The 22119-nt window shown below is 54.7% G+C and carries 20 protein-coding genes; 17 read left to right on the forward strand and 3 right to left on the reverse strand.

Translation table 11 applies throughout. The annotated features are described in order from the left end of the window. The first annotated feature begins 61 nt into the window (after positions 1-61). From DFP90_RS12440 to DFP90_RS12455, 4 genes are all read left to right on the forward strand, one after another. Positions 62-2716, forward strand: a complete 2655-nt coding sequence (locus DFP90_RS12440; protein WP_115936804.1) for a valine--tRNA ligase — start codon at positions 62-64, stop codon at positions 2714-2716. Between the two features lie 119 nt (positions 2717-2835). Next, complete coding sequence (locus DFP90_RS12445; protein WP_115936805.1) at positions 2836-3414, forward strand: thymidine kinase; 579 nt, start codon at positions 2836-2838, stop codon at positions 3412-3414. A 154-nt stretch (positions 3415-3568) separates the two neighbouring features. After that, a complete protein-coding gene (gene ilvD, locus DFP90_RS12450) occupies positions 3569-5419 on the forward strand; it encodes a dihydroxy-acid dehydratase (protein ID WP_115936806.1) in 1851 nt (616 codons plus the stop codon). A 137-nt stretch (positions 5420-5556) separates the two neighbouring features. Beyond that, positions 5557-7035, forward strand: coding sequence for a M81 family metallopeptidase (locus DFP90_RS12455; protein ID WP_115936807.1), 1479 nt, complete (start codon positions 5557-5559; stop codon positions 7033-7035). A 29-nt stretch (positions 7036-7064) separates the two neighbouring features. Here DFP90_RS12455 and DFP90_RS12460 read toward each other — a convergent pair whose 3' ends face one another. Then, positions 7065-7865, reverse strand: a complete 801-nt coding sequence (locus DFP90_RS12460) for an exodeoxyribonuclease III (protein ID WP_115936808.1) — start codon at positions 7863-7865, stop codon at positions 7065-7067. A 50-nt stretch (positions 7866-7915) separates the two neighbouring features. Further along, on the reverse strand, positions 7916-8299 hold the full coding sequence (gene erpA / locus DFP90_RS12465; protein ID WP_115936809.1) for an iron-sulfur cluster insertion protein ErpA: 384 nt from the start codon (positions 8297-8299) through the stop codon (positions 7916-7918). 124 nt (positions 8300-8423) lie between these two features. Between erpA and DFP90_RS12470 the strand changes: the two genes are divergently transcribed. From DFP90_RS12470 to DFP90_RS12530, 13 genes are all read left to right on the forward strand, one after another. Continuing rightward, positions 8424-9593, forward strand: a complete 1170-nt coding sequence (locus DFP90_RS12470; protein WP_115936810.1) for a deoxyguanosinetriphosphate triphosphohydrolase — start codon at positions 8424-8426, stop codon at positions 9591-9593. 10 nt (positions 9594-9603) lie between these two features. Continuing rightward, positions 9604-11355 carry an arginine--tRNA ligase gene (argS, locus tag DFP90_RS12475; protein WP_115936811.1) on the forward strand — a complete coding sequence of 584 codons (1752 nt, stop codon included), beginning with the start codon at positions 9604-9606 and terminating at the stop codon, positions 11353-11355. A gap of 25 nt (positions 11356-11380) precedes the next feature. Further along, positions 11381-12304: an SPOR domain-containing protein gene (locus DFP90_RS12480; RefSeq protein WP_115936812.1), complete on the forward strand. Its 924-nt coding sequence runs from the start codon at positions 11381-11383 to the stop codon at positions 12302-12304. After that, on the forward strand, positions 12285-13310 hold the full coding sequence (gene nagZ / locus DFP90_RS12485) for a beta-N-acetylhexosaminidase (RefSeq protein WP_115936813.1): 1026 nt from the start codon (positions 12285-12287) through the stop codon (positions 13308-13310). Before DFP90_RS12480 ends, nagZ begins: the two co-directional genes overlap by 20 nt. Positions 13311-13384: 74 nt before the next feature. Continuing rightward, positions 13385-14251, forward strand: a complete 867-nt coding sequence (locus DFP90_RS12490) for a segregation and condensation protein A (RefSeq protein ID WP_115936814.1) — start codon at positions 13385-13387, stop codon at positions 14249-14251. Further along, positions 14251-14925: an SMC-Scp complex subunit ScpB gene (scpB, locus tag DFP90_RS12495; RefSeq protein WP_115936815.1), complete on the forward strand. Its 675-nt coding sequence runs from the start codon at positions 14251-14253 to the stop codon at positions 14923-14925. The genes DFP90_RS12490 and scpB overlap by 1 nt, the downstream gene beginning before the upstream one ends. Positions 14926-15010: 85 nt before the next feature. Continuing rightward, positions 15011-16084: an ABC transporter ATP-binding protein gene (locus DFP90_RS12500; RefSeq protein WP_115936816.1), complete on the forward strand. Its 1074-nt coding sequence runs from the start codon at positions 15011-15013 to the stop codon at positions 16082-16084. 151 nt (positions 16085-16235) lie between these two features. After that, complete coding sequence (locus DFP90_RS12505; RefSeq protein WP_115936817.1) at positions 16236-16472, forward strand: twin-arginine translocase TatA/TatE family subunit; 237 nt, start codon at positions 16236-16238, stop codon at positions 16470-16472. A 47-nt stretch (positions 16473-16519) separates the two neighbouring features. After that, positions 16520-16954, forward strand: a complete 435-nt coding sequence (tatB, locus tag DFP90_RS12510) for a Sec-independent protein translocase protein TatB (protein ID WP_115936818.1) — start codon at positions 16520-16522, stop codon at positions 16952-16954. Beyond that, on the forward strand, positions 16951-17781 hold the full coding sequence (tatC, locus tag DFP90_RS12515; protein ID WP_115936819.1) for a twin-arginine translocase subunit TatC: 831 nt from the start codon (positions 16951-16953) through the stop codon (positions 17779-17781). Before tatB ends, tatC begins: the two co-directional genes overlap by 4 nt. A gap of 151 nt (positions 17782-17932) precedes the next feature. Next, a complete protein-coding gene (gene serS / locus DFP90_RS12520; RefSeq protein ID WP_115936820.1) occupies positions 17933-19219 on the forward strand; it encodes a serine--tRNA ligase in 1287 nt (428 codons plus the stop codon). Between the two features lie 30 nt (positions 19220-19249). Next, positions 19250-19894: a protein-L-isoaspartate(D-aspartate) O-methyltransferase gene (locus DFP90_RS12525; RefSeq protein WP_115936821.1), complete on the forward strand. Its 645-nt coding sequence runs from the start codon at positions 19250-19252 to the stop codon at positions 19892-19894. 86 nt (positions 19895-19980) lie between these two features. After that, positions 19981-21012, forward strand: a complete 1032-nt coding sequence (locus tag DFP90_RS12530; RefSeq protein ID WP_181905332.1) for a LysM peptidoglycan-binding domain-containing M23 family metallopeptidase — start codon at positions 19981-19983, stop codon at positions 21010-21012. A gap of 12 nt (positions 21013-21024) precedes the next feature. Here the strand turns inward: DFP90_RS12530 and DFP90_RS12535 are convergent, their stop codons facing one another. Then, a complete protein-coding gene (locus DFP90_RS12535) occupies positions 21025-21882 on the reverse strand; it encodes an ATP-binding protein (RefSeq protein ID WP_115936823.1) in 858 nt (285 codons plus the stop codon). Positions 21883-22119: the final 237 nt, after the last annotated feature.

The raw sequence follows: 22119 nt of genomic DNA on the forward strand, positions 1-22119 counted from the left end.
CTTGAGTTGCGGCCTTATTTGGCCGTTGAAGATATAGATATAACAGAATTAGAGGGTCCAGATGCTGGACAAGACATACGAGCCTGCTTCCGTTGAAGGCAGGCATTATGCGCGTTGGGAAAAAGACGGTTCATTCAAGCGCGGGCAAAAACCCGGTGCGGATGCCTATACCATTGTGATACCGCCTCCCAATGTGACCGGCAGTCTGCATATGGGCCATGCTCTCAACAACACCCTCCAGGATATCCTGATCCGTCACAAACGCATGCTTGGTTTGGACGTACTCTGGCAACCCGGCATGGATCATGCTGGCATCGCGACCCAGATGGTTGTCGAGCGCCAGTTGGATGCGCAAGGGATCAAGCGCCGGGATCTCGGCCGCGAAAAATTCCTGGAAAAGGTCTGGGAATGGAAAGCCGAATCCGGCGGCACTATTACCGGCCAGTTGAAGCGTCTCGGCGCCAGCTGTGATTGGAGCCGTGAGCGTTTCACCATGGATGAGGGGCTTTCAGAAGCCGTTCTCAAGGTTTTTGTCGAGCTCTACAAGCAGGGTCTGGTCTATCGCGATAAACGCCTGGTGAACTGGGACCCGAAGCTGGTCACCGCCATTTCCGATCTGGAAGTCGACCAGAAAGAAACCCAGGGCAAGATGTGGCATTTCCGCTATCCGGTGGAAGGCGAAGAAGGCGCGTATCTGACCGTTGCCACCACCCGCCCCGAAACAATGCTGGGGGATACTGGTGTTGCAGTTCATCCCGAAGATGAGCGCTACAAGCATTTGATTGGCAAACATTGCGTGCATCCACTGACCGGCATCCGTTTGAAAATCGTCGGCGATGATTATGCCGATCCCGAACAGGGCACCGGTGCGGTTAAGATGACCCCAGCCCATGACTTCAATGATTTTGAAGTCGGCAAGCGCCACGATCTGGAGATGATCAACATCTTCACCCCGACCGCACAGATCAATGACGAAGCGCCCGAAAAATACCGTGGCATGGACCGGTTCGAAGCCCGCGATGCGGTGATTGCGGATATGGATGCCCTGGGCCTTTTCGAAAAAGCCGAAGATCATGTTCATATGGTCCCCTATGGCGACCGCGGCGGCGTTCCGATCGAACCCTATCTCACCGACCAATGGTATGTGGACGCCAAAACCCTGGCCAAACCCGCCATTGAAGCGGTTGATTCCGGCAAGACCAAATTCGTGCCGGAACAATGGACCAAGACCTATTACGAGTGGATGCACAACATCCAGCCATGGTGCGTTTCCCGCCAGCTCTGGTGGGGCCATCAGATCCCGGCCTGGTACGGCCCGGATGGGGAAGTCTTTGTCGAAACCTCCGAGGAAGAGGCTCTAGCCGCCGCCAAGGCCCATTACGGTAAGGATGTTGAATTGACCCGGGACGAAGATGTCCTGGATACCTGGTTCTCCTCTGCGCTGTGGCCATTTTCAACGCTTGGCTGGCCGAACGAAACGCCGGATTTGGTCAAGCATCACTACCCGACTGATGTCCTGGTCACCGGCTTTGACATCATCTTCTTCTGGGTTGCACGGATGATGATGATGGGTATGCATTTCATGAAGACAGAGCCGTTCCATACGGTTTATGTCCATGCCCTGGTGCGCGATGAAAAAGGCGCGAAAATGTCCAAATCCAAGGGCAATGTCATCAACCCGCTGGATCTGATCGACCAATATGGCGCTGATGCGCTGCGTTTCACGCTGACCTCCATGGCGGCGCCCGGCCGTGACATCAAGCTCGCCACCAGCCGGGTCGAAGGCTATCGAAACTTCACCACCAAGCTTTGGAACGCAGCACGTTTCTGCGAGATGAATGACTGCCTTCCGGGGCGTGAATTCGATCCAAAATCAGCTAAGGAAACCCTGAACCGCTGGATCATTGGCGAAGTGGCCAAGACCCGCAGCACCATTGATGAAGCGCTTGCCAGTTATCGCTTTAACGATGCTGCCAACGCGATCTATCAGTTCGTCTGGGGCACTTTCTGTGACTGGTATGTGGAATTCTCCAAGCCACTGCTGAATGGCGAAGATGAGGCTGCCAAGGCTGAAACAAAAGCCTGTGCGGGCTGGATCCTTGAGCAAATCCTGCATCTGATGCATCCCTTCACGCCGTTCATCACCGAGGAATTGTGGGAAAAACTGGGCAAGGGTGCTGATCAGCCGCTGATCACCTCATCCTGGCCTGATCTTGGCGAAGACCTAATTGATCAGGCCGCCGCGGAAGAGATGGACTGGGTTGTGCGCTTCATCACCTCTGTCCGCTCTGTCCGCTCGGAAATGAACATCCCGCCAGCCTCCAAGATGCCATCGTTCCTCAATGACGCAGATGATAAAGCCAAAGGCTGGCTGCAGGCCCATTGGGACTTGATCAGCCGTATGGCCCGCCTGGAAAGTTATGTGTTGGATGGCGAGGCTCCGAAAGGCTCTGTCGAGATCCTGCATGGCGGCGCGCAAATTGTTCTGCCCCTTGCTGGTGTAATCGATCTGGAACAGGAAAAAGCGCGTCTGGAAAAGGCGATTAAGAAAGCAGACGGCGAGATCACCAAGATCGATAAAAAACTCTCCAACCAGGGATTCCTGGCCAAGGCGCCGGAAGAAGTTGTTGAAGAGAATAAAGCGCGCCTGACCGAAGAACAGGATGCCCGCGCAAAGCTGCAGGCTTCCCTGGATCGCATTCTGGCAGCCATGTGAACGGCTATCGATCAACTAAATTGTTCTTTAAAAGGCTCCGGTGCTGGCACCGGGGCCTTTTTCTTGTCTAACCTCTACGAATCGGATCAATTCCTGATCAGTCTTTAAGGGATTAGATCATGGCCAAACTGTATTTCTATTTTTCAACCATGAATGCGGGTAAAAGCACGATCCTGTTGCAATCCAGCTATAACTATCAGGAACGGGGCATGAATACGCTGCTCTTCACCGCCGCCCTGGATGACCGGTATGGCGTGGGCCAGATCACATCCCGGATCGGCCTTGAAGCAGAAGCGTTGATTTTCACCGATGGTGATGATCTCTTGGAACAAGTTAGGGAACAGCATGCCAAAACAGAGCTTTCCTGTGTCCTGGTGGATGAGTCTCAGTTTCTGACCAGGGACCAGGTATTCCAGCTTTCCGACGTGGCGGACCGGTTGGGAATCCCGGTAATCTGCTATGGTTTAAGAACCGACTTTCAAGGAAATTTATTCCCTGGATCCAACGCCTTGCTCGCCATTGCTGATGAGATGAAAGAGGTCAAGACCATTTGTCATTGCGGCCGTAAAGCCACCATGGTTGTACGCATGGATGAAGAAGGCAATCCGGTCAAGGATGGCGACCAGGTCGCTATCGGCGGCAATGACCGTTATGTCTCAATGTGCCGGATCCATTGGAAAGACACGCTCGGCCTGTAACCAGCATTCATTAATTCACAATCATTTTTGACAGGTAATATAAAGTCCTGTGATACCCTCACACGTGCACGATTAGGACTTTCCAGAGACCCGTCGCGCAGTTATTTTTGCCGCCAGACAGTATATCAGGATCAAAAGACTTAAGGACATCATCATGCCCGATTATCGCTCGCGCACTTCCACCCACGGCCGGAACATGGCTGGCGCCCGTGCGCTCTGGCGCGCCACAGGCATGGGTTCCGAGGATTTCGGCAAGCCGATCATCGCGGTTGTCAACAGTTTCACCCAGTTCGTGCCCGGTCATGTGCATCTCAAGGATCTGGGCCAGATGGTCGCGGCCGAGATTGAAAAGGCCGGCGGTGTCGCCAAGGAATTCAACACCATTGCCGTTGATGACGGTATCGCCATGGGCCATGACGGCATGCTCTACAGCCTTCCGTCCCGCGATCTGATCGCGGATTCCGTTGAATATATGGTCAATGCCCATTGCGCTGACGCCATGGTCTGCATCTCAAACTGTGACAAAATCACGCCGGGCATGTTGATGGCCTCCATGCGCCTCAATATCCCGACCATTTTTGTCTCTGGCGGCCCCATGGAAGCCGGCAAGGTGCAGTTAAAGGACGGCGAGCGCATGGTCGATCTGGTTGACGCCATGGTCGAAGCCGCCAACCCGGAACGCAGTGATGAGGAAGTGGACGAATTCGAACGATCCGCCTGTCCGACCTGCGGTAGTTGTTCCGGCATGTTCACCGCCAACTCCATGAACTGCCTTGCAGAGGCGCTTGGTGTGGCCCTGCCGGGCAACGGCTCTGTTTTGGCCACCCATGCTTTCCGCAAGCAGCTTTTTGAACGGGCTGGTCAGTCTATTGTCGGTTTAGCACGCCGCTATTATGAGGAAGAGGACGAAAGCGTTCTCCCGCGTGGCATCGCAACCTTTGAGGCATTCGAAAACGCCATGACGCTCGATATCGCCATGGGCGGCTCAACCAACACCGTGCTCCATCTCCTGGCCATTGCGCGGGAAGCCGAGGTCGATTTCAACATGTCCCACATGGACAAGCTGTCCCGGCGCGTGCCTCAGACCTGTAAGGTCGCGCCATCCGTTCAGGATGTCCATATGGAGGATGTGCACCGGGCAGGGGGCATCATGGGGATTCTGGGGTCATTGGACCGGATGGGCCTGATCCATCGCGACACCTCAACCGTCCATGAGAAAACCATCGGTGAAGCCATTGATAAATGGGATATTGCCCGTGATGTCAGTGAAGAGGTCAAAGAATTTTACCGCGCCGCACCGGGCGGCGTGCGCACCACCCAGGCCTTCAGCCAGAACCGCATGTATAAGGAACTGGATGCGGACCGTACCAACGGTGTCATCCGCGAAGGCGACGATGTGTTCAGCGAAGAGGGCGGCCTGGCGGTTCTCTTTGGCAATATCGCTAAAGATGGCTGTATCGTGAAGACAGCCGGCGTTGATGAGAGCATTTTGAAATTTAAGGGCAGCGCCCGGATTTTCGAATCCCAGGATGCGGCGGTCGCCGGCATTCTGGCGGGTGAAGTGGTTGAAGGCGATGTGGTCATCATCCGCTATGAAGGTCCCAAAGGCGGACCTGGCATGCAGGAAATGCTCTACCCGACCAGCTATTTGAAGTCCATGGGCCTGGGTAAGGCCTGTGCCTTGCTCACCGACGGCCGCTTTTCCGGCGGCACCTCTGGCCTTTCCATCGGCCATGCCTCTCCTGAAGCAGCTGAAGGCGGTGCCATTGGTCTGGTCGAACCCGGTGACGCTATTGAAATCGACATCCCGAACCGAACCATCAATGTCCTGGTTTCCGATGATGAGCTGGCCATGCGTCGCTCCGCCATGGAGGCCCGCGGTAAAGATGCCTGGAAACCGGTCAAACCTCGGACGCGGAAAGTCTCCCGGGCGCTCAAAGCCTATGCGGCCTTCGCCACCTCTGCGGATAAGGGCGCAGTAAGGGATCTGGGCGAATTTGAATAAGGCCCCCTACGCCCTGCCGCCAATCAGCCGGGCGTGTCGCAAACAATAGGTCAAAAGGCCGCTTCCCACGTATTGGGGGCGGCCTTTTCCTTTAGAATATTCCTTCAATAATAAAGAAACAGGGAAGGGTCCTGAACATGGCACGCATCGCCGTTGGCGGTTTCCAGCATGAAACCAATACTTTTGCACCGGTCAAAGCCAGCTTTGACAAGTTTGAGCGCGCGGATGGATGGCCGGCCCTTTGCCGGGGCGATGGCCTGTTTGATGGTGTTGAAGGTGTGCATATTCCGCTGACAGGTGCCATCGATGCCCTGCGTGACGCCTGCCATGAACTTGTGCCCTTGCTCTGGTGCTCCGCAACCCCCAGCGCCCATGTGACCAAGGACGCCTTTGAACGCATCTCTGAGATGTTCCTGGAAGATATCAGGACCGCAGGTCCCTTGGACGGCATTTATCTTGATCTGCATGGCGCCATGGTGACCGAGCATCTGGAAGATGGCGAAGGTGAGTTATTACGCCGGATTCGTGATTTGGTCGGCGCTGACCTCCCCATCGCAGTCAGCCTTGACCTTCATGCCAATGTCACACCGCAAATGATTGATTTTGCCACAATAATGGACATCTTCAGAACCTATCCCCATGTGGATATGGGGGCGACTGGGGCACGCACGGCCAGGCATCTGAACAAAATCCTATGCAATGGGGTAAAACCATTCAAAGCATTCCGGCAGGCTGATTTTCTGATCGCGCTGACCCACGGCTGCACCTATATGGAACCAGCCAAGCGTCTGTATGAAGTCACCTTGCCCGAGATTTTATCCGACAATCGGTCTCTCATGGCGCTGTCATTTGCCGCCGGCTTCCATTTGGCGGATATTCACGATGCGGGACCATCGGTCGTTGCCTATGCCGGCAGTCAGGAGGCGGCTGATAAGGCCGCCGATGCCATGCTGGCGGCAGTCAATGCAAAAGAACCGGCTTTCGGCGGCAAGATCTACGAGGCGGCAGATGGCGTGCGTGAAGCGAAGAAGTTGTCGGCCAACAGCAGTCGCCCCGTCATCATCGCCGATACTCAGGACAATCCCGGCGGCGGCGGTCCTGGCGACACCACCGGCATGTTGCGTGCCATGGTGGCGGGAAACGCCAATGGTGCGGTTGTGGCCATGATCATCGACCCTTCATCGGCAGATCAGGCCCATGAAGCGGGCGAGGGGGCAAGCGTTACCCTTGATATCGGCGGCAAAGAATTTCCCGAAGACAGCCCTTATCGCTGTGAATGCACGGTTCTAAAACTGGGAGACGGCAAATTCACCGGCACCGGCCCCATGTGGGGCGGTGCAAAATTTCAGCTTGGCAAAATGGCATTGGTGGAAACAAACGGAATTAAGGTCATTATCGCTTCAAAAGCCATGCAGGCAGGCGACACCTCCATGTTGCGCCATCTGGGCCTGGAACCGGCCGAGCAACCGATCATCGCCCTGAAAAGTTCCGTGCATTTCCGGGCGGATTTCCAGCCCCTGGCGGAAGAGGTGCTGGTCGGCGCTGCCCCGGGACCGGTTTATGCCGACCCCGGAAAGCTGGATTTTAAACGATTGCGCAGCGGCGTTCGCCGATAAAATTTGTAAGAAAAAGGAAAGGCGGCCCGTCAGGCCGCCTCTTTTGCAGACTCGTGATCCTGGATCTCCAGGATCACCGGCGTGTGGTCCGAGGCTTTTTCCTTGGCCCTGGGGGCCTTGTCGATTTCGCAGCTCACTAGACGGTCTGCCGCCTGGGCAGAGAGCAGGAAATGATCAATCCGAAGCCCTTCATCCTTCTGCCAGCGACCCTTTACATAGTCCCAGTAAGAGAACTGCCCTTCCGTATGGGGATGCAGGGCGCGCCAGGCTTCGGTCAGGCCAAGATTCAGCAAGGTCCGGAATCTCGCCCGGCTTTCCGGTTTGCATAGCGCGTCATTGGACCAGCGGTCGGGATCATAAACATCCCGGTCATCCGGACAGATATTATAGTCCCCGCCCAGAACGATCGGCATTTCCATCGGCAACAGGCTTGATTTCACATGGGCCGCCAGACGATCCATCCACCCAAGCTTATAGGGATATTTCTCGGTATCGACCGGATTGCCATTTGGCAGATAGATGGAGGCCACCCGAACGCCTTCAATGGTCGCCTCGATGTATCGAGCCTGTTCATCATTGCTATCGCCCGGAAGGCCGCGGCGAATATCTTCAATCGGCTTTTTGGAAAGAATGGCCACACCATTATAGGTTTTTTGACCATGTGTCGCGATTTCATAGCCTAGGCTACTGATCTCTAAAGCCGGAAACTGCTCGTCCACGCATTTCAGTTCCTGCAGCAAAACTACATCAGGCGCGGATTCTTCAAGCCATTCCAGCAGGCGCGGCAGGCGCGCCTTGACCGAGTTCACGTTGAATGTGGCAATGCGCATGGAATACCGCCTGTTCACTTAAATTTTTTAATTTGGATATGCCCGGAAAATCAGGCGGAGAAAGAGGTTCCACAGCCGCAGGAAGAAGTCGCGTTCGGGTTCTTGATCTCAAAATAAGCCCCCATCAGGTCATCAACGAAATGAACCTCCGACCCGGCAAGGAGATCCATCGAGACCTCATCGGTTACGACGGTGACACCATCTCGCTCAAACACAAGATCGTCAGATGTCACGGTGTCATCAAAGGAAAAGCCATATTGATAGCCGGAACAGCCCCCCCCCGAGACAGTGATACGCAGTTTCAGGTTCGGATCATTTTCCAGTTCAATCAGTTTCGCCAGCCGCTTGGCCGCCGAATCGGAAATGGACAACACACGATCCGCTTGATCTGTCGCTATGGCAAAAGGGTCCGACACGCCTAAAAACTCCGGCATTCGTTGTGAGGCTTCTCAATTGTCATCTTATCTAAGCACAAATAGTGTTTTGTCAATGGGTCCAAGGGCTGAACGCGGTTGCGTTTTTGCCCGCTCACCGTTAACTCTCAGGATTGATATGAGCATGAATCTCGCACCATATGCCACACGGTGGCAGGACAGCCGGGGCCGCCTCCATGATGAGGCCCCCTCACGCTATCGTACGCCGTTTCAGCGTGACCGCGATCGGATCATTCATTCATCCGCCTTCCGGCGCCTGATCAACAAAACCCAGGTATTTATTTCTCCGGAAGGAGATCACATCCGGACACGCCTGACCCATTCCCTGGAGGTCGCCCAGGTCGCGCGTGCCATCGCCCGGACCTTGGGGACGGATGAAGACCTAGCCGAAACCGTGGCGCTGGCTCATGATCTGGGCCACACGCCCTTTGGCCATACTGGCGAAGATGCGCTGGATGAGATGATGGCGCCTTATGGCGGTTTTGATCATAACGACCAGGCTTTGCGCGTGCTGGTGCATCTTGAGCGCCGCTATATCGATTTCGACGGTCTAAATCTGACCTGGGAAACATTGGAAGGGGTCGTGAAACATAACGGCCCGATGGTCACCCCGGAGAGCGGCCCGGACCGCTTGCCAACCACCATTCGTCATTACAATGAAAACCAGGACCTCCGCCTGGATGAATATGCAAGCCTGGAGGCACAGGTTGCGGCCATCGCGGATGATATCGCCTATAACCATCATGACATGGATGACGGGCTGCGCGCCTGTCTGTTTACAGTGGAAGAAGTTTGTGACCAGGTGCCCCATGTCGGCGCAGTCTTTCAAAAACTGCGCACGGACCATCCCAATGTTGAGGAATCGGTACTAACGGCAGTGGCCGTCCGGCAGTTGATTGGCGAGATGGTGGATGATGTGGTCGAAGAGACAAAAAACCGCCTGAAACACATTGCGGCAGAGCGCCCGGAAGATATTCGCACAGCGGATCAACAGATGGTTGCTTTCACCGATACAATGAGAGAGAAAGAACGCCAGCTGAAGGCCTTTCTGTTTAAGCATATGTATCGTGCACCCAGCGTGAATGCGGAACGGAAACGGGCTTACCAGATCGTCTGCGGCATGTTCCGGCATTATTTGAAATATCCGGACAAGATGCCGGCCGAATGGCAGGCAAATAATCAGGCGCTGGTCAGGCGCGATTTCGGACGGGACACAGCCAGGGCCGTTGCGGACTATATCGCCGGCATGACTGACCGGTTCGCAATGGCCGAGGCCGTAAAACTGAATGTATAGAGCAAATATTATGAATATTTTTAACAAGATAAGCAGCGAATTGGAACAAGTTCTTTCAGGACTTGCCGCCGATGGCACCGTGCCGGATGGCCTTGATATCAGCCGGGTGACTGTAGAGCCGCCGCGCGACCCATCCCACGGCGACATGGCAACCAACGCCGCCATGGTCCTGTCTAAACCGGCAGGCATGAAGCCGCGTGACCTGGCCGAAGCGATCGTTGCCAAACTTGTTGAATCGGATCTGATTGCCTCTGCAGAGATTGCGGGCCCGGGCTTCATCAACCTGCGGCTGGACCGCCAGGCGTGGATCGGCTGTCTTGCCAGTATTCATGCGATGGGAACCGCCTATGGCAACTCCGAGATTGGCGGCGGAGATGCGGTCAATGTAGAATATGTTTCCGCAAACCCGACCGGGCCACTTCATATCGGCCATGCCCGCGGGGCCGTTGTCGGCGATGTCCTGGCAGGATTGCTGGCCAAAGCCGGCTACAATGTTACCAAAGAATATTATGTGAACGATTCCGGTGCCCAGGTCGATGTGCTCGCGCGTTCCGCCTATCTGCGCTACCGCGAGGCCCATGGCGAAGCAATCGAGATCCCCGAAGGCCTGTATCCGGGCCAGTATCTAATTCCCGTTGGCCAGGCGCTGAAAGCGGAACATGGTGACAGTCTGCTCGGTCAGGATGAGACAAGCTGGCTGCCCACGGTCAAGCTTTTTGCCATCAACGCCATGATGGATTTGATTCGGGAGGATCTCTCAGAGCTTGGCATCCAGCATGATGTCTTTACCTCAGAGCGGGCCCTGGTTGAGGCTGGCCGTGTGGAAGAAGCTTTCGCGACCCTTGAAAACAAGGGCCTTATCTATACCGGCGTGCTGGAGCCGCCCAAAGGCAAGAAACCGGAAGATTGGGAACCGCGACCGCAAACATTGTTCAAATCCTCCGAATTTGGTGATGACGTGGACCGGCCGTTGAAGAAATCCGACGGCAGTTGGACCTATTTTGCCCCCGATATCGCCAACCATTTTGATAAATACCAGCGTGGTTTCAAAACCCAGATCGACATTTTCGGCGCCGATCACAGCGGTTATGTCAAACGCATGAAAGCGGCGACGACCGCTATTTCAGGTGGCGAAGCCGAGCTGGATATCAAGCTTTGCCAGTTGGTTCGCCTGATGGACAAAGGTGAGCCGATCAAGATGTCCAAGCGGGCGGGGACCTTTGTCACCCTGCGCGACCTGATCGACGAGGTCGGCAAGGATGTGGTGCGTTTCTTCCTGCTGACCCGGAAAAGCGACGCCCAGCTGGATTTCGACCTGACCCTGGTCAAGGAACAGTCCCGCGACAATCCGGTCTTTTATGTTCAATATGCCCATGCACGCTGCCATTCGGTTTTCCGCCAGGCGAAGGAAGCTTTCCCGGGCGAAAGCTTTGATGCAGCCTGCCTTGAAAATGCCGATTTCTCCCTGTTGACTGGGGACCACGAGATTGATCTGATCAAATCCATGGCGGAATGGCCGCGCCTGATCGAAGCAGCTGCCCAGGCGCATGAACCGCATCGGGTGGCTTTCTACCTGCAGGACCTGGCAGCGACCTTCCATGCCGCCTGGCATAAAGGATCTGCCGATGCGACTTTGCGTTTTGTCGCGCCGGGCAATCTGGAGCTGACCAAGGCTCGCCTGGCCCTCGTGGACGCCGCGCGACTGGTTATTGCGTCAGGTTTCGAAGTGTTTGGGGTGGAAGCAGTTACCGAGCTGCACTGAGTGATAGAAACAGGGAGTCTATTGAATGTCCAAGGAGCTGGACGAGCTGGATCGTGAATTGTCTGGGCTGGAGCGGCAACAGCTGTCCAGTGCCTCTAAAGGGGGCATGAAGGTTCTCCCGATCGCCGTAGCACTGGTGGCGCTGACCAGTTTCGGCGGCGTTATCTGGTATGCTTATAACCAGGGCGTGCGCAGCGGCAGTGAAGAGGCAGCCCCCTTGCTGACCCCGGAAGGGGCGGCGAAGGTACAGCCGCAAGATCCGGGTGGACTGCAGATCCCGCATCAGGACAAGCTGGTTTATAACCAAGTTGAACCTAATCAGGACGACACCAAAATCGAACGGCTTTTGCCGCCGCCCGAACAGCCCAAGCGCCCACCAGAGCCAGTGGTTACGGAACCGGCAACCCCTCCGATCCCAAGCATCACCGAACCGGCCGAGGACACACTGCCGCAAACCCGGATGGGGGCAGACGGCAAGCCGCGCCCACCGGAACCGCAAACTCCCGACGAACCGCGCCTGCCTTCACCGGATCTCGCTGCGCCTGAGAGTCCGCCTGTGATTGAAAAAATCGTAGAGACGCCAAAGGTTGAGAAAGCCCCGGAACCCGCACCAAAGCAGGAACCGGAAAAAACCGCATCGGCTAACCCGGCAGAACCCGCGCCTGCACCCGTCACCCCCAAACCGGTAAGCGGCAAAGACTGGCGTATCCAGATCAGCGCGGTGAAATCGGCCGAAGCCGCACAGTCGGAATGGAAACGCCAGCAAGGCAAAAACAATGATCTGCTTGGAAAGTTAAGTCTGCAGGTGCAGGAGATCGAGATTAAGGGCAAAGGCACCTTTTTCCGCGTGCGGGGCGGTCCTCTCGATAGTCAGGAATCTGCCCAGAAACTCTGTAACGATCTAAAGAAACGCAAAGTGAGCTGCATCATTGTCAAACCCGGCGCCTAGGCAAGCTGTCCTGTTCGGCTGTGCCGGGCATCGACTGACCGAACAGGAAAAGGCTTTTTTCCAGGATTTCCGCCCTCTTGGCTTTATCCTGTTTGCCCGCAATGTGGATAATCCGGATCAGCTGCGCGCCCTGACGGATGAAATGCGCGCCAGCATTGATGATCCTACAGCACCGATTTTGGTGGATCAAGAAGGTGGACGTGTTCGCCGATTGAAGCCGCCACATTGGTATGACGCCCCAAACATGAGGCAGTTTGGGGATTTGTTTGCGGAAAATCCCAGGGCCGCTGCCGAAGCATTGCATATTAATATTACCCTTTTGTCCGCGGATCTTCACGGGGTCGGCATTAATGTGAATTGCGCACCGGTTCTTGATGTGCCGATCCCCGGCAGCAATGATGCCGTTTTGGGCAATCGGGCCTTTTCCGACGATCCTTTCCTTGTGGCAGGTCTTGGCCGGGTAGCGGTTGATGCCTATTTGGAAAACGGTATCCTGCCGGTCATCAAGCATCTGCCGGGCCATGGCAGGGCGATGTGTGACAGCCACCACGAACTGCCCGTAGTCACTGAACCACTGGATATACTGCGCGAAAACGATTTTCTGCCTTTCCGTGCAATGAGTGATTGCCCGCTCGGCATGACCGCACATATCGTTTATCCCCATATTGATCCTGATCAGCCGGCAACACGGTCGAACCAGGTGATTCGGGAAATCATCCGGGATGAACTCGGATTTGACGGCCTTCTGATCAGTGACGACTTGTCCATGAATGCCTTGACGGGATCGCTACGTGAACGCGCGGAATGTGCGTTGAATGCCGGATGCGATTTGGCTCTGCACTGCAACGGTGATTGGGAAGAGATGCAGGCGGTTGCCCAAGGTAGCAGGTTGATGAGCAATGACGCCTGGGAAAAATGGCAAGCCGCACAGAGCTCTTTGAAACCGGCCCCGGCAATTGATCGGGACGCCCTTTTTAACCGCCTCCAACAACTCTTGAACCAATAAGCCGGTAGCCAAGGGGACTGCGCTGCCGGTAGAATACCCGTTGGGATAAATAGGCATCGGGGAGACGCACCCGCATGGATTCTGACGACAGTTTCGAAGAAGATGATGTTGCGTCTTTGCAAACCAACGATTCTCTTCTGTTGAGCCTTGATGGCTTTGATGGCCCCATCGACCTGTTGCTTTCCCTGGCTCGCGACCAGAAGGTGGATCTTCACAAGATTTCAATTCTTGCGCTGGCTGACCAATATCTGGATTACATTCACCGCGCCCGGGTTCTCCGATTAGAGATTGCCGCGGATTATTTGGTGATGGCGGCCTGGTTGGCCTATTTAAAGTCACGCCTACTAATACCAGCACAACCCACTGACGAAGAAGAAGAAAATCCGGCTGAACTTGCTGCCAGACTTGCCTTCCAGCTGCAACGACTGGAGGCAATGCAGAAATCTTCGCAAAAGCTCATGGAGCGGTTCCAACTGGGTCAGGATTTCTTCCGGCGCGGCGAACCGGAAACGACCCGGGTTGAAAAACAATCCGTTTTTGAGCTTTCACTTTATGAATTACTGCGGGCCTACGGGCATATTCAGGACAAAAAAACCGCAAGTCTTTTGCGCATCATGCCAACCGAGCTTTATTCCATGGATGATGCGATCGAACGGTTGCGCGGCTTGGTCGGTCAAGTACCAAATTGGCAGACCTTGCAGGATTTCCTGCCAGAGGATCTGAAAAACCCGCTGGTGATTCGGTCCGCCATGGCCGCTCATTTTGCAGCCTCATTGGAATTGGTGCGAGAGGGGCTGCTTGAAATACGGCAAAATGGCATGTTTGAACCTATCTTCCTTCGCCCGTCGGAAGGCGACGAAACCGTCGCTACACAGGGCGAGGAGGGGGAAGACCCCCAGCTTCAGGCTGACAATGACAATAATAACGTTGGTAGCGATTAATGTCCCTTGACCATTTCAACAGGCTTAGGCTGCTCGAGGCCATTCTTTTTGCCGCATCCGAACCGGCATCGGAAGAAGCATTAGCAGAACGCATGCCCGAGGATTCTGACATACCCGGTCTACTTCGGGAATTGGAAGAGCTTTATTCCAACAGGGGGGTTAACCTTCGACATATCGGCAATGGCTGGGCCTTCCGAACCGCACAGGATCTTTCTCCCTTTATGTCGATCGCAAAGGAAGTGCCCCGCAAGCTGAGCCGGGCTGCGATAGAAACCCTCGCTATCATTGCCTATCACCAACCGGTGACCAGGGCGGAGATTGAGGATATTCGCGGTGTGGCGCTCAGCAAAGGGACACTGGATATTCTGCTTGAGGCAGAATGGATAAAACCAAAGGGCCGCCGCCAGACACCGGGTCGTCCGGTTACATGGGGCACGACAGAGCGGTTTCTGGATCATTTCGGACTGGAAAACCTTCGTGCGCTGCCAGGAATCGAAGAATTACAGGCCGCCGGCCTTTTGGAAAAACGGCCCGGCCTCGGCACGATTGCCATGCAGCAGAGCGAGAGCGAGTTTGAAGAAGAGGGCGATGACGACGGACAGGACAGTCTGTTTGACTTGGACGACGATTATGAAGCCGTGGAAAAGGGGGAGAATATCGCTCTGGATGATTAATGCACGACATTGACCCAGGTTAACGATATCTCAATTTCATCTGATGTATCTTGCGGATGAAATTTAGTCGCAATATAAGAGCTTCATGACACAGCAATCCCCAATGCCGGCGCTGGAATTCAGAGATGTAGAACATTTCTATGGCGCAACACCGGCCATCAAGAAAATCTCCTTGGCCATCAATCCTGGCGAAGTCGTCTGTCTGCTCGGCCCGTCGGGTTGCGGCAAGACAACGGCATTACGGCTTGCCGCCGGCTTGGAAGAACCGGAAAGAGGGACCGTCTGGATCAAGGGGAACAAAGTGGCGGGCGAGGGGGCCATGATCGCCCCTGAACATCGCAATGTGGGTCTTGTTTTCCAAGACTACGCTCTTTTCCCCCATCTTAAGATAGGGGAAAATATCGCCTTTGGTATCCGTGACCTGAGTAACGGTGCAAGAGAAGAGCGAATTTCCTCTGTCCTGGAACAGGTCGGCATGCAGGACTATGCCGAGGCCTATCCCCATATGCTCTCTGGTGGTCAACAACAACGGGTTGCCTTGGCGCGCGCCCTGGCCAGTGACCCGACCCTCATCCTGATGGATGAACCGTTTTCCGGCCTGGACGCGCGTCTGCGCGATGCGGTGCGCGACAGGACGCTGCATGTGCTCAAAAAAACCGGCACAGCCACATTGATGGTTACCCATGATGCCGAAGAAGCCATGTATATGGCTGACCGTATCGTGGTGATGAGAGACGGTTTGATTATGCAGACCGGCACACCGGAGGAATTGTATAACGCACCGAACTCAGCCTTTGTCGCCGAATTTTTCGGGGAAGTGAACCGCATAGAAAAGACAGTTCAAAACGGTCGGATCGACACTCCGGTTGGGCAGTTTGATGCCAACGGCTTTGCGGAAGGAAGCGACGTTGAAGTCATCATCCGCCCCGAAGCTTTCCGGCTTCAGGAAACAAACGGTGTCAGCCCAGGGCCAGGCCAGGCAAAGATACTGGCTTCCAAATTGCTGGGCCGATCAAGCCTTATCCATATGTGCAGCTGTGAAACTACAGGCGAGGAATGGCATATCCATGCCCGTGTTGCCGGGCGGTATCTTCCGCCTGAAGGGGCTTTTGTCTCACTCGAATTAGACAAGTCACAGGCCTTTGTGTTTCCACGCTGATACTGTCGACAGGAATAAACTGTCTTGGAACTGTAACCTTTGCGTCACGCCATTTTCCGCGAATTTGGATTGCGGGACCGGGCAGCATCTGCAATGATCCTCGAAACGGGCCGTTTGGCCGCATTTTGAGATTCTGAACAGGAAGAGAAGTATGGGTACTTTCAGTATTTGGCATTGGTTGATCGTTCTGGCTGTTGTCCTGATCCTTTTCGGTGGAAAAGGCAAAATCTCCAGCCTGATGGGTGACATCGGCAAAGGCATGAAATCCTTCAAAAAGAATATCAAGGACGAAGCAGCAGCCGACAGTGCTGATGAGAATAAGCAGATCGCAGCCGAATCCTCCGCTGATGCTTCCGTTGACAGCAAAGACAAAGCTGCCAATTCCTGATTTTCACCTTACGTATTGTGTTTGCATAGGAATAAGGCTGCTGCCCCATGTTTGACATTGGCTGGCCTGAGCTGTTGGTGATTGCGGTGCTGACCATCATAGTGGTCGGCCCCAAGGAATTGCCGCGCGTTTTGCGTACCGTCACGGGTATCATCCGAAAAATCCGCATGGTTGCGGGCGATTTCCAGAATAGTATCGAGGATATCGCGCGCGAAGCGGACATGGAGGATATCAAAAAAGAGCTGGAGAAAGCCGGCTCCCGTGACTACAGCAAAGAAATGGAAGACTATCTTGATCCGACCGGCGATATGAGCAAATCGGTCAAGGAGTTGGAAGGTGATATGAACAGTTGGAAGGAAAAGGCCCAACCGGCTCCCTCCAACAGCATCACCCCGCCGGTTGGAGATGGGGCCGCGCAAGGCGCGGACGCCAATACCACCCCCGAACCGAACGGCGATCAAAAACAGGCTAAGACTTCATGACAACGGTTGATGATAGCAAAGCGCCGTTGATGGAACATCTCGTCGAGCTGCGCAAGCGGCTGATGATCTCCGTCGCGTTTCTCTTGATTTCATTCTTTGTGATGTTTCCGTTTGCGGGACATATTTTTGACTTCCTCGTCCAGCCGCTGAACCAGGTCTGGTCGGGCCAGGAAGGACGGCGGATCATCTATACTGCGCTCCATGAAAAATTCTTTGTGGATGTGAAGATCGCGTTCTTTGCGGGTTTCATGCTTTCATTCCCGATCATCGCCGGACAGATCTATATGTTTATGGCTCCGGGTCTCTATAAACATGAGAAATCGGCTTTCTTACCGTTCCTGATCGCAACACCGGCGCTGTTCCTGCTGGGGGCTTCCTTCGTTTATTACGTTGTGATCCCGGTTGCCTGGTCATTCTTTGCAGGCTTCGAGCAGATCGGCAATGCCGGCACTTTGGATGTCCAGCTAGAGCCTAAGGCCAACGAATATCTCACTTTGATCATGCGGTTGATCTTTGCCTTTGGCATTTGCTTCGAGTTGCCTGTGGTTCTCTCACTGCTGGCACGGGTCGGCATGGTAACGCCCGAGGGCCTTCGGAAGAAACGCCGCTATGCCATTCTCATCGCCTTTGTTGCAGCGGCTGTGCTGACACCGCCGGATCCGCTGAGCCAGATCGGCCTCGCTATTCCGATCATCTTGCTCTACGAGATTTCGATCATTTGCGCTGTTCTCATCAAAAAACAGCAGCGGGAGAGGGATATCGCGCTCGGCCTTGATCCGGAAGATGAGGAAGTGGATGACGAGGAAATCGTCGAAGACAAAAAATAGTCGAATAAGCACTCTTTTCAAACGGGCCCATTCGGGCCCGTTTTTATTTTGGCCACGGCATCAGGACGGTTTACCTGCCCGTCAGCATTTCCTATAACGCACGGATAGTATTTGAGGTTTAATCCTAACAAACCGGAACCGAGTTAGAAAAATGCATGACGTGAAATTTGTTCGCGAGAATCCAGAAGCTTTTGATGCGGCCATGAAAACCCGGGGGCTTGCCCCACAGGCCCAGTCCATCATCGAACTGGATGAAAAGCGCCGATCCCTGCAGACCGAAATGCAGGAGATGCAGGCGCGCCGCAACAGCGCGTCAAAGGAAGTCGGTGAAGCAAAACGCAATAAGGATGACGCCCGCGCGGAAGCCTTGATGGCCGAAGTCCAGGGTCTGAAATCCGGTCTTGCCGAAGCCGAGCAGAAAGAGAAAGAAACCGCCGCTGAACTAACCGGCATATTGGAAAGCCTGCCCAACCTGCCGTTGGAGGGCGTGCCGGTCGGAGCCGATGAAGAGGATAATGTCGAGATCCGGAAAGTCGGCGATCCAAAAAGTTTTTCTTTCGAGCCCAAACAGCATTTCGATCTTGGTGAAAATCTTGGGCTGATGGATTTTGAAGCAGCCGCCAGATTGTCCGGTGCCCGCTTCGTGGTATTGAAAGGGGCGCTGGCCCGCCTGGAACGGGCCCTGGCCAACTTCATGCTTGATCTGCATACCGGCGAACATGGCCTATCAGAGACGATCACACCGGCTTTGGTGCGCAGTGAAGCGCTCTATGGCACAGGCCAGCTGCCGAAATTCAAGGAAGACCAGTTCCATACCGATGATGATTACTGGTTGATCCCCACAGCGGAAGTGACCTTGACCAACCTGGCCCGGGAAGAAATCCTCAAAGAGGACGAGTTGCCCAAGCGCTATACCGCCTGGACACAGTGTTTCCGGTCGGAAGCGGGCTCTGCCGGTAAAGATACCCGTGGCATGATCCGTCAGCATCAGTTCTCCAAGGTGGAAATGGTTTCCATTGTCCATCCGGACAAGTCGGAAGAAGAGCTGGAACGCATGACTGCCTGTGCGGAAGAGGTGTTGAAACGCCTGGGCCTGGCCTATCGCGTCATTGTTCTTTGCACCGGGGATATGGGCTTTGGCGCCCGCAAAACCTACGATATCGAGGTTTGGCTACCGGGCCAGGACACCTATCGTGAGATTTCCAGCTGCTCCAACTGCGGGGAATTCCAGGCACGCCGCATGAAGGCGCGCTTCCGTCCCAATGGCGAAAAAGGGACGCGATTCGTCCATACGCTGAATGGATCCGGCCTGGCTGTCGGACGCACGATGGTGGCAGTTCTGGAAAACTACCAGAATGAAGACGGCAGCATCACGGTGCCGGATGTACTGCGTCCTTACATGGGTGGACTGGAGCGTATCGAAGCGCCTCAGTCCTAACGCAGGGCCCAATACAAGGTAACATGCGGCATGACCGGTCTTGAGGAAGATAAAGCGCGGCTGATCCTGGAACTCCGTCAAAATGGCATTACGGATGATTCTTTCCTGCGTTTGATGGAAAGCATTCCAAGAGAGCTTTTTGTTCCGGAAGCCTTCCGGGATCATTCCTATGAAAACTCCGCATTGCCCATTGACCTTGGCCAGACCATTAGCCAGCCCCTGATCGTCGCCATGATGACCCTGGCACTGGATGTTGATAAGCGCACCAAGGTGCTCGAGATCGGGACGGGTTCCGGTTACCAAACCGTGATCCTGTCCCATCTTTGCCGCCGGGTTTATAGCATTGAGCGGCACCGGGGCCTTTCCAAAGGGGCGGAAAAGCTGTTTGCCCAGTTGAACCGCCATAATATCACCACCAAGATCGGTGATGGCGGCATGGGCTGGCCGGAACAGGCACCTTTTTCGCGAATCATTGTGACCGCAGCAGCGGCCGATATCCCCCCGGTCCTGGTTGACCAGCTATCCGTCGGCGGCATTATGGTTGTTCCCGTGGGGGAACATCGGGATCACCAGGATCTTTTGAAAGTGAGAAAAACCGAAGCGGGCATTGATGTTGAGGATCTTGGACCGGTCCGCTTTGTACCGCTTTTGCCAGGTCGCCCGGAAGCCGGTTGAAAATTGCCGTTGTTCCGACATTTTGGCATCGCTACATTTCAATCATGAACCGCCATCTTCGCCACATATCGAAACTCTTCCTCCTCATGCTGCTTCTTCAGCTCGGGGCCTGCGGCCTATTGGGAAGAGAGGCGAAAGTCGTCCTCTATGACCCGAAAAACAAACAGGAATCCACGTCGTCATCAAGCGGCAAATATACGCCGGCACCTGTGCGGGTTTCTGCATCCGGCACCCATATCGTTCAAAAAGGACAGAGCCTTTATTCCATTTCACGTGCCTACGGCACACCGCTGCGGACCGTCATCGCCGCCAATGGATTGAATCCGCCCTACAAACTGGCAATCGGCCAGAAATTGCGAATCCCCAAGGCCAGGACCTACAAAGTACGTCGCGGGGACACGGTCTATGGCATCTCCCGCCAATTTGACGTCGCGATGAATGAACTGGTTCGCGTGAACGGCCTAATCAAACCCTACACCATCAATGTCGGCCAGGTTCTGACCTTGCCCGGGGAGTTGGGTGAAGCGCGATCTAAGAAAATCATCTCGAAAGCCCCCGCAGCAAAACCCAAGGCAGCCAACAAAACCAATACCTCGTCCAAAAAGGCTGCGCCTCCAAAACAGCCCTTGAAGACAACATTCACCAAAAAGGGATATCCCAAGCCAGCGGTCCGCCCGGCACAGCCCTACCGACGTGTAGCAAAGCGACCGACCCCGATCTCGCAGCCGCCAAAGAGAACCTCATCCAAATTCCTCTGGCCGGTTCGAGGCCGAGTGATTTCCAGTTTTGGCCCCAAAGGCAAAGGGCTTCAGAATGATGGACTCAATATAGCGGCTCCGCGTGGCACACCGGTCAAAGCATCGGAGAATGGCGTTGTGGCCTATAGCGGCAGTGAGTTGCATGCCTATGGCAACTTGATCCTGATCAAACATTCAGATGGCTACATGACCGCCTATGCCCATACCGGTGATATTCTGGTAAAGCGGGGAGATCGTGTCCGGCGCGGCCAGACGATCGCGCGAGTCGGCAGCTCTGGTAATGTTGACAGGCCGCAGCTCCATTTTCAGGTCCGCCGCGGCAAGAAAATACTGAACCCGCGGCCTTACCTGGAAGGATGAACGGGCAGTTCTCTAATCCAGTTTACGTCCCAACTCACCGGCAAGATCCTGGATGAACTGCCAGGCGACACGTCCCGAACGCGACCCTCTGGTCACGGCCCATTCCACAGCCTTTGCACGCCATTGGGTTTCCGGAATCTCCAGGTCAAAGGCAGCGATATAGCCGGCGATCATATCGAAATAGGTATCCTGATCACAGTTGTGGAAACCGAGCCAGAGACCAAACCGGTCGGACAGAGAAACATTTTCTTCAACTGCTTCGGATGCGTGAATGGCCGTTGAACGCTCGTTTTCAATCATATCGCGGGGCATCAGATGCCGCCGGTTGGAGGTGGCATAGAAAATCACATTGTCCGGCCGCCCCTCGACACCGCCCTCCAAAACCGCTTTCAGAGATTTATAGCTGTCATCCTGACCGTCAAACGAGAGATCATCGCAAAACAGAATCCATCGACGATCTGAAGATCGCAGCAACGTCAATAGATTAGGCAGGGTAGGGATGTCTTCACGATGGATCTCCACAAGGCCAAGCGGTTTTTCCGCACCATCATTCACACAAGCGTGCGCCGCTTTAACAAGAGAGCTTTTCCCGCCGCCGCGCGCGCCCCACAGCAGCGCATTGTTGGCTGGCAGCCCCTTGGCGAACCGTTGGGTATTTTCCAGCAACAGTTCTTTTTGCGAATCAATCCCTTTCAATAAACCAATCTCCACCCGATTCACCTTTTGAACCGGTTCAAGATGTTCCGGAGATGCATGCCAGATGAACGCGTTGGACGCCCAGATATCAACAGCCGGGATCGCCTTCGGTGCGATCCTCTCCAGAGCATCTGCAATACGGGTGAGCACGGGCAGGAGTTCTGATTTTGCCATGAAAGGGCCTCTTCAAACCGACGGATTTCCAAAATTTGGTTGCGGACCCTAACACAGGCGGTCAAAACAGCAAGCCTGAGCCGCGCAAAGCGTTGCATAATCCGGCTTGCACGCTATAGTCCGGCGACATTGTCTGGCCACCGGGATGTATCGACAATGGCCTTGGGGGATGAAATACAGCCACCGGCCATTATTTATACGTTTCGGTGTTCCCGGTAACACATCAATTCAAGGAGT

The organism is Aestuariispira insulae (genome assembly GCF_003385955.1).
GTDB classification, from domain to species: domain Bacteria; phylum Pseudomonadota; class Alphaproteobacteria; order UBA8366; family Aestuariispiraceae; genus Aestuariispira; species Aestuariispira insulae.

Excerpts from the sequence above, each read along its gene's own strand:
- DFP90_RS12440 (WP_115936804.1), top strand. The coding sequence starts at position 62 with ATGCTGGACAAGACATACGAGCCTGCTTCCGTTGAAGGCAGGCATTAT.
- DFP90_RS12445 (WP_115936805.1), top strand. The coding sequence starts at position 2,836 with ATGGCCAAACTGTATTTCTATTTTTCAACCATGAATGCGGGTAAAAGC.
- ilvD (WP_115936806.1), top strand. The coding sequence starts at position 3,569 with ATGCCCGATTATCGCTCGCGCACTTCCACCCACGGCCGGAACATGGCT.
- DFP90_RS12455 (WP_115936807.1), top strand. The coding sequence starts at position 5,557 with ATGGCACGCATCGCCGTTGGCGGTTTCCAGCATGAAACCAATACTTTT.
- DFP90_RS12460 (WP_115936808.1), bottom strand. The coding sequence starts at position 7,865 with ATGCGCATTGCCACATTCAACGTGAACTCGGTCAAGGCGCGCCTGCCG.
- erpA (WP_115936809.1), bottom strand. The coding sequence starts at position 8,299 with ATGCCGGAGTTTTTAGGCGTGTCGGACCCTTTTGCCATAGCGACAGAT.
- DFP90_RS12470 (WP_115936810.1), top strand. The coding sequence starts at position 8,424 with ATGAATCTCGCACCATATGCCACACGGTGGCAGGACAGCCGGGGCCGC.
- argS (WP_115936811.1), top strand. The coding sequence starts at position 9,604 with ATGAATATTTTTAACAAGATAAGCAGCGAATTGGAACAAGTTCTTTCA.
- DFP90_RS12480 (WP_115936812.1), top strand. The coding sequence starts at position 11,381 with ATGTCCAAGGAGCTGGACGAGCTGGATCGTGAATTGTCTGGGCTGGAG.
- DFP90_RS12490 (WP_115936814.1), top strand. The coding sequence starts at position 13,385 with ATGGATTCTGACGACAGTTTCGAAGAAGATGATGTTGCGTCTTTGCAA.
- scpB (WP_115936815.1), top strand. The coding sequence starts at position 14,251 with ATGTCCCTTGACCATTTCAACAGGCTTAGGCTGCTCGAGGCCATTCTT.
- DFP90_RS12500 (WP_115936816.1), top strand. The coding sequence starts at position 15,011 with ATGACACAGCAATCCCCAATGCCGGCGCTGGAATTCAGAGATGTAGAA.
- DFP90_RS12505 (WP_115936817.1), top strand. The coding sequence starts at position 16,236 with ATGGGTACTTTCAGTATTTGGCATTGGTTGATCGTTCTGGCTGTTGTC.
- tatB (WP_115936818.1), top strand. The coding sequence starts at position 16,520 with ATGTTTGACATTGGCTGGCCTGAGCTGTTGGTGATTGCGGTGCTGACC.
- tatC (WP_115936819.1), top strand. The coding sequence starts at position 16,951 with ATGACAACGGTTGATGATAGCAAAGCGCCGTTGATGGAACATCTCGTC.
- serS (WP_115936820.1), top strand. The coding sequence starts at position 17,933 with ATGCATGACGTGAAATTTGTTCGCGAGAATCCAGAAGCTTTTGATGCG.
- DFP90_RS12525 (WP_115936821.1), top strand. The coding sequence starts at position 19,250 with ATGACCGGTCTTGAGGAAGATAAAGCGCGGCTGATCCTGGAACTCCGT.
- DFP90_RS12530 (WP_181905332.1), top strand. The coding sequence starts at position 19,981 with ATGCTGCTTCTTCAGCTCGGGGCCTGCGGCCTATTGGGAAGAGAGGCG.
- DFP90_RS12535 (WP_115936823.1), bottom strand. The coding sequence starts at position 21,882 with ATGGCAAAATCAGAACTCCTGCCCGTGCTCACCCGTATTGCAGATGCT.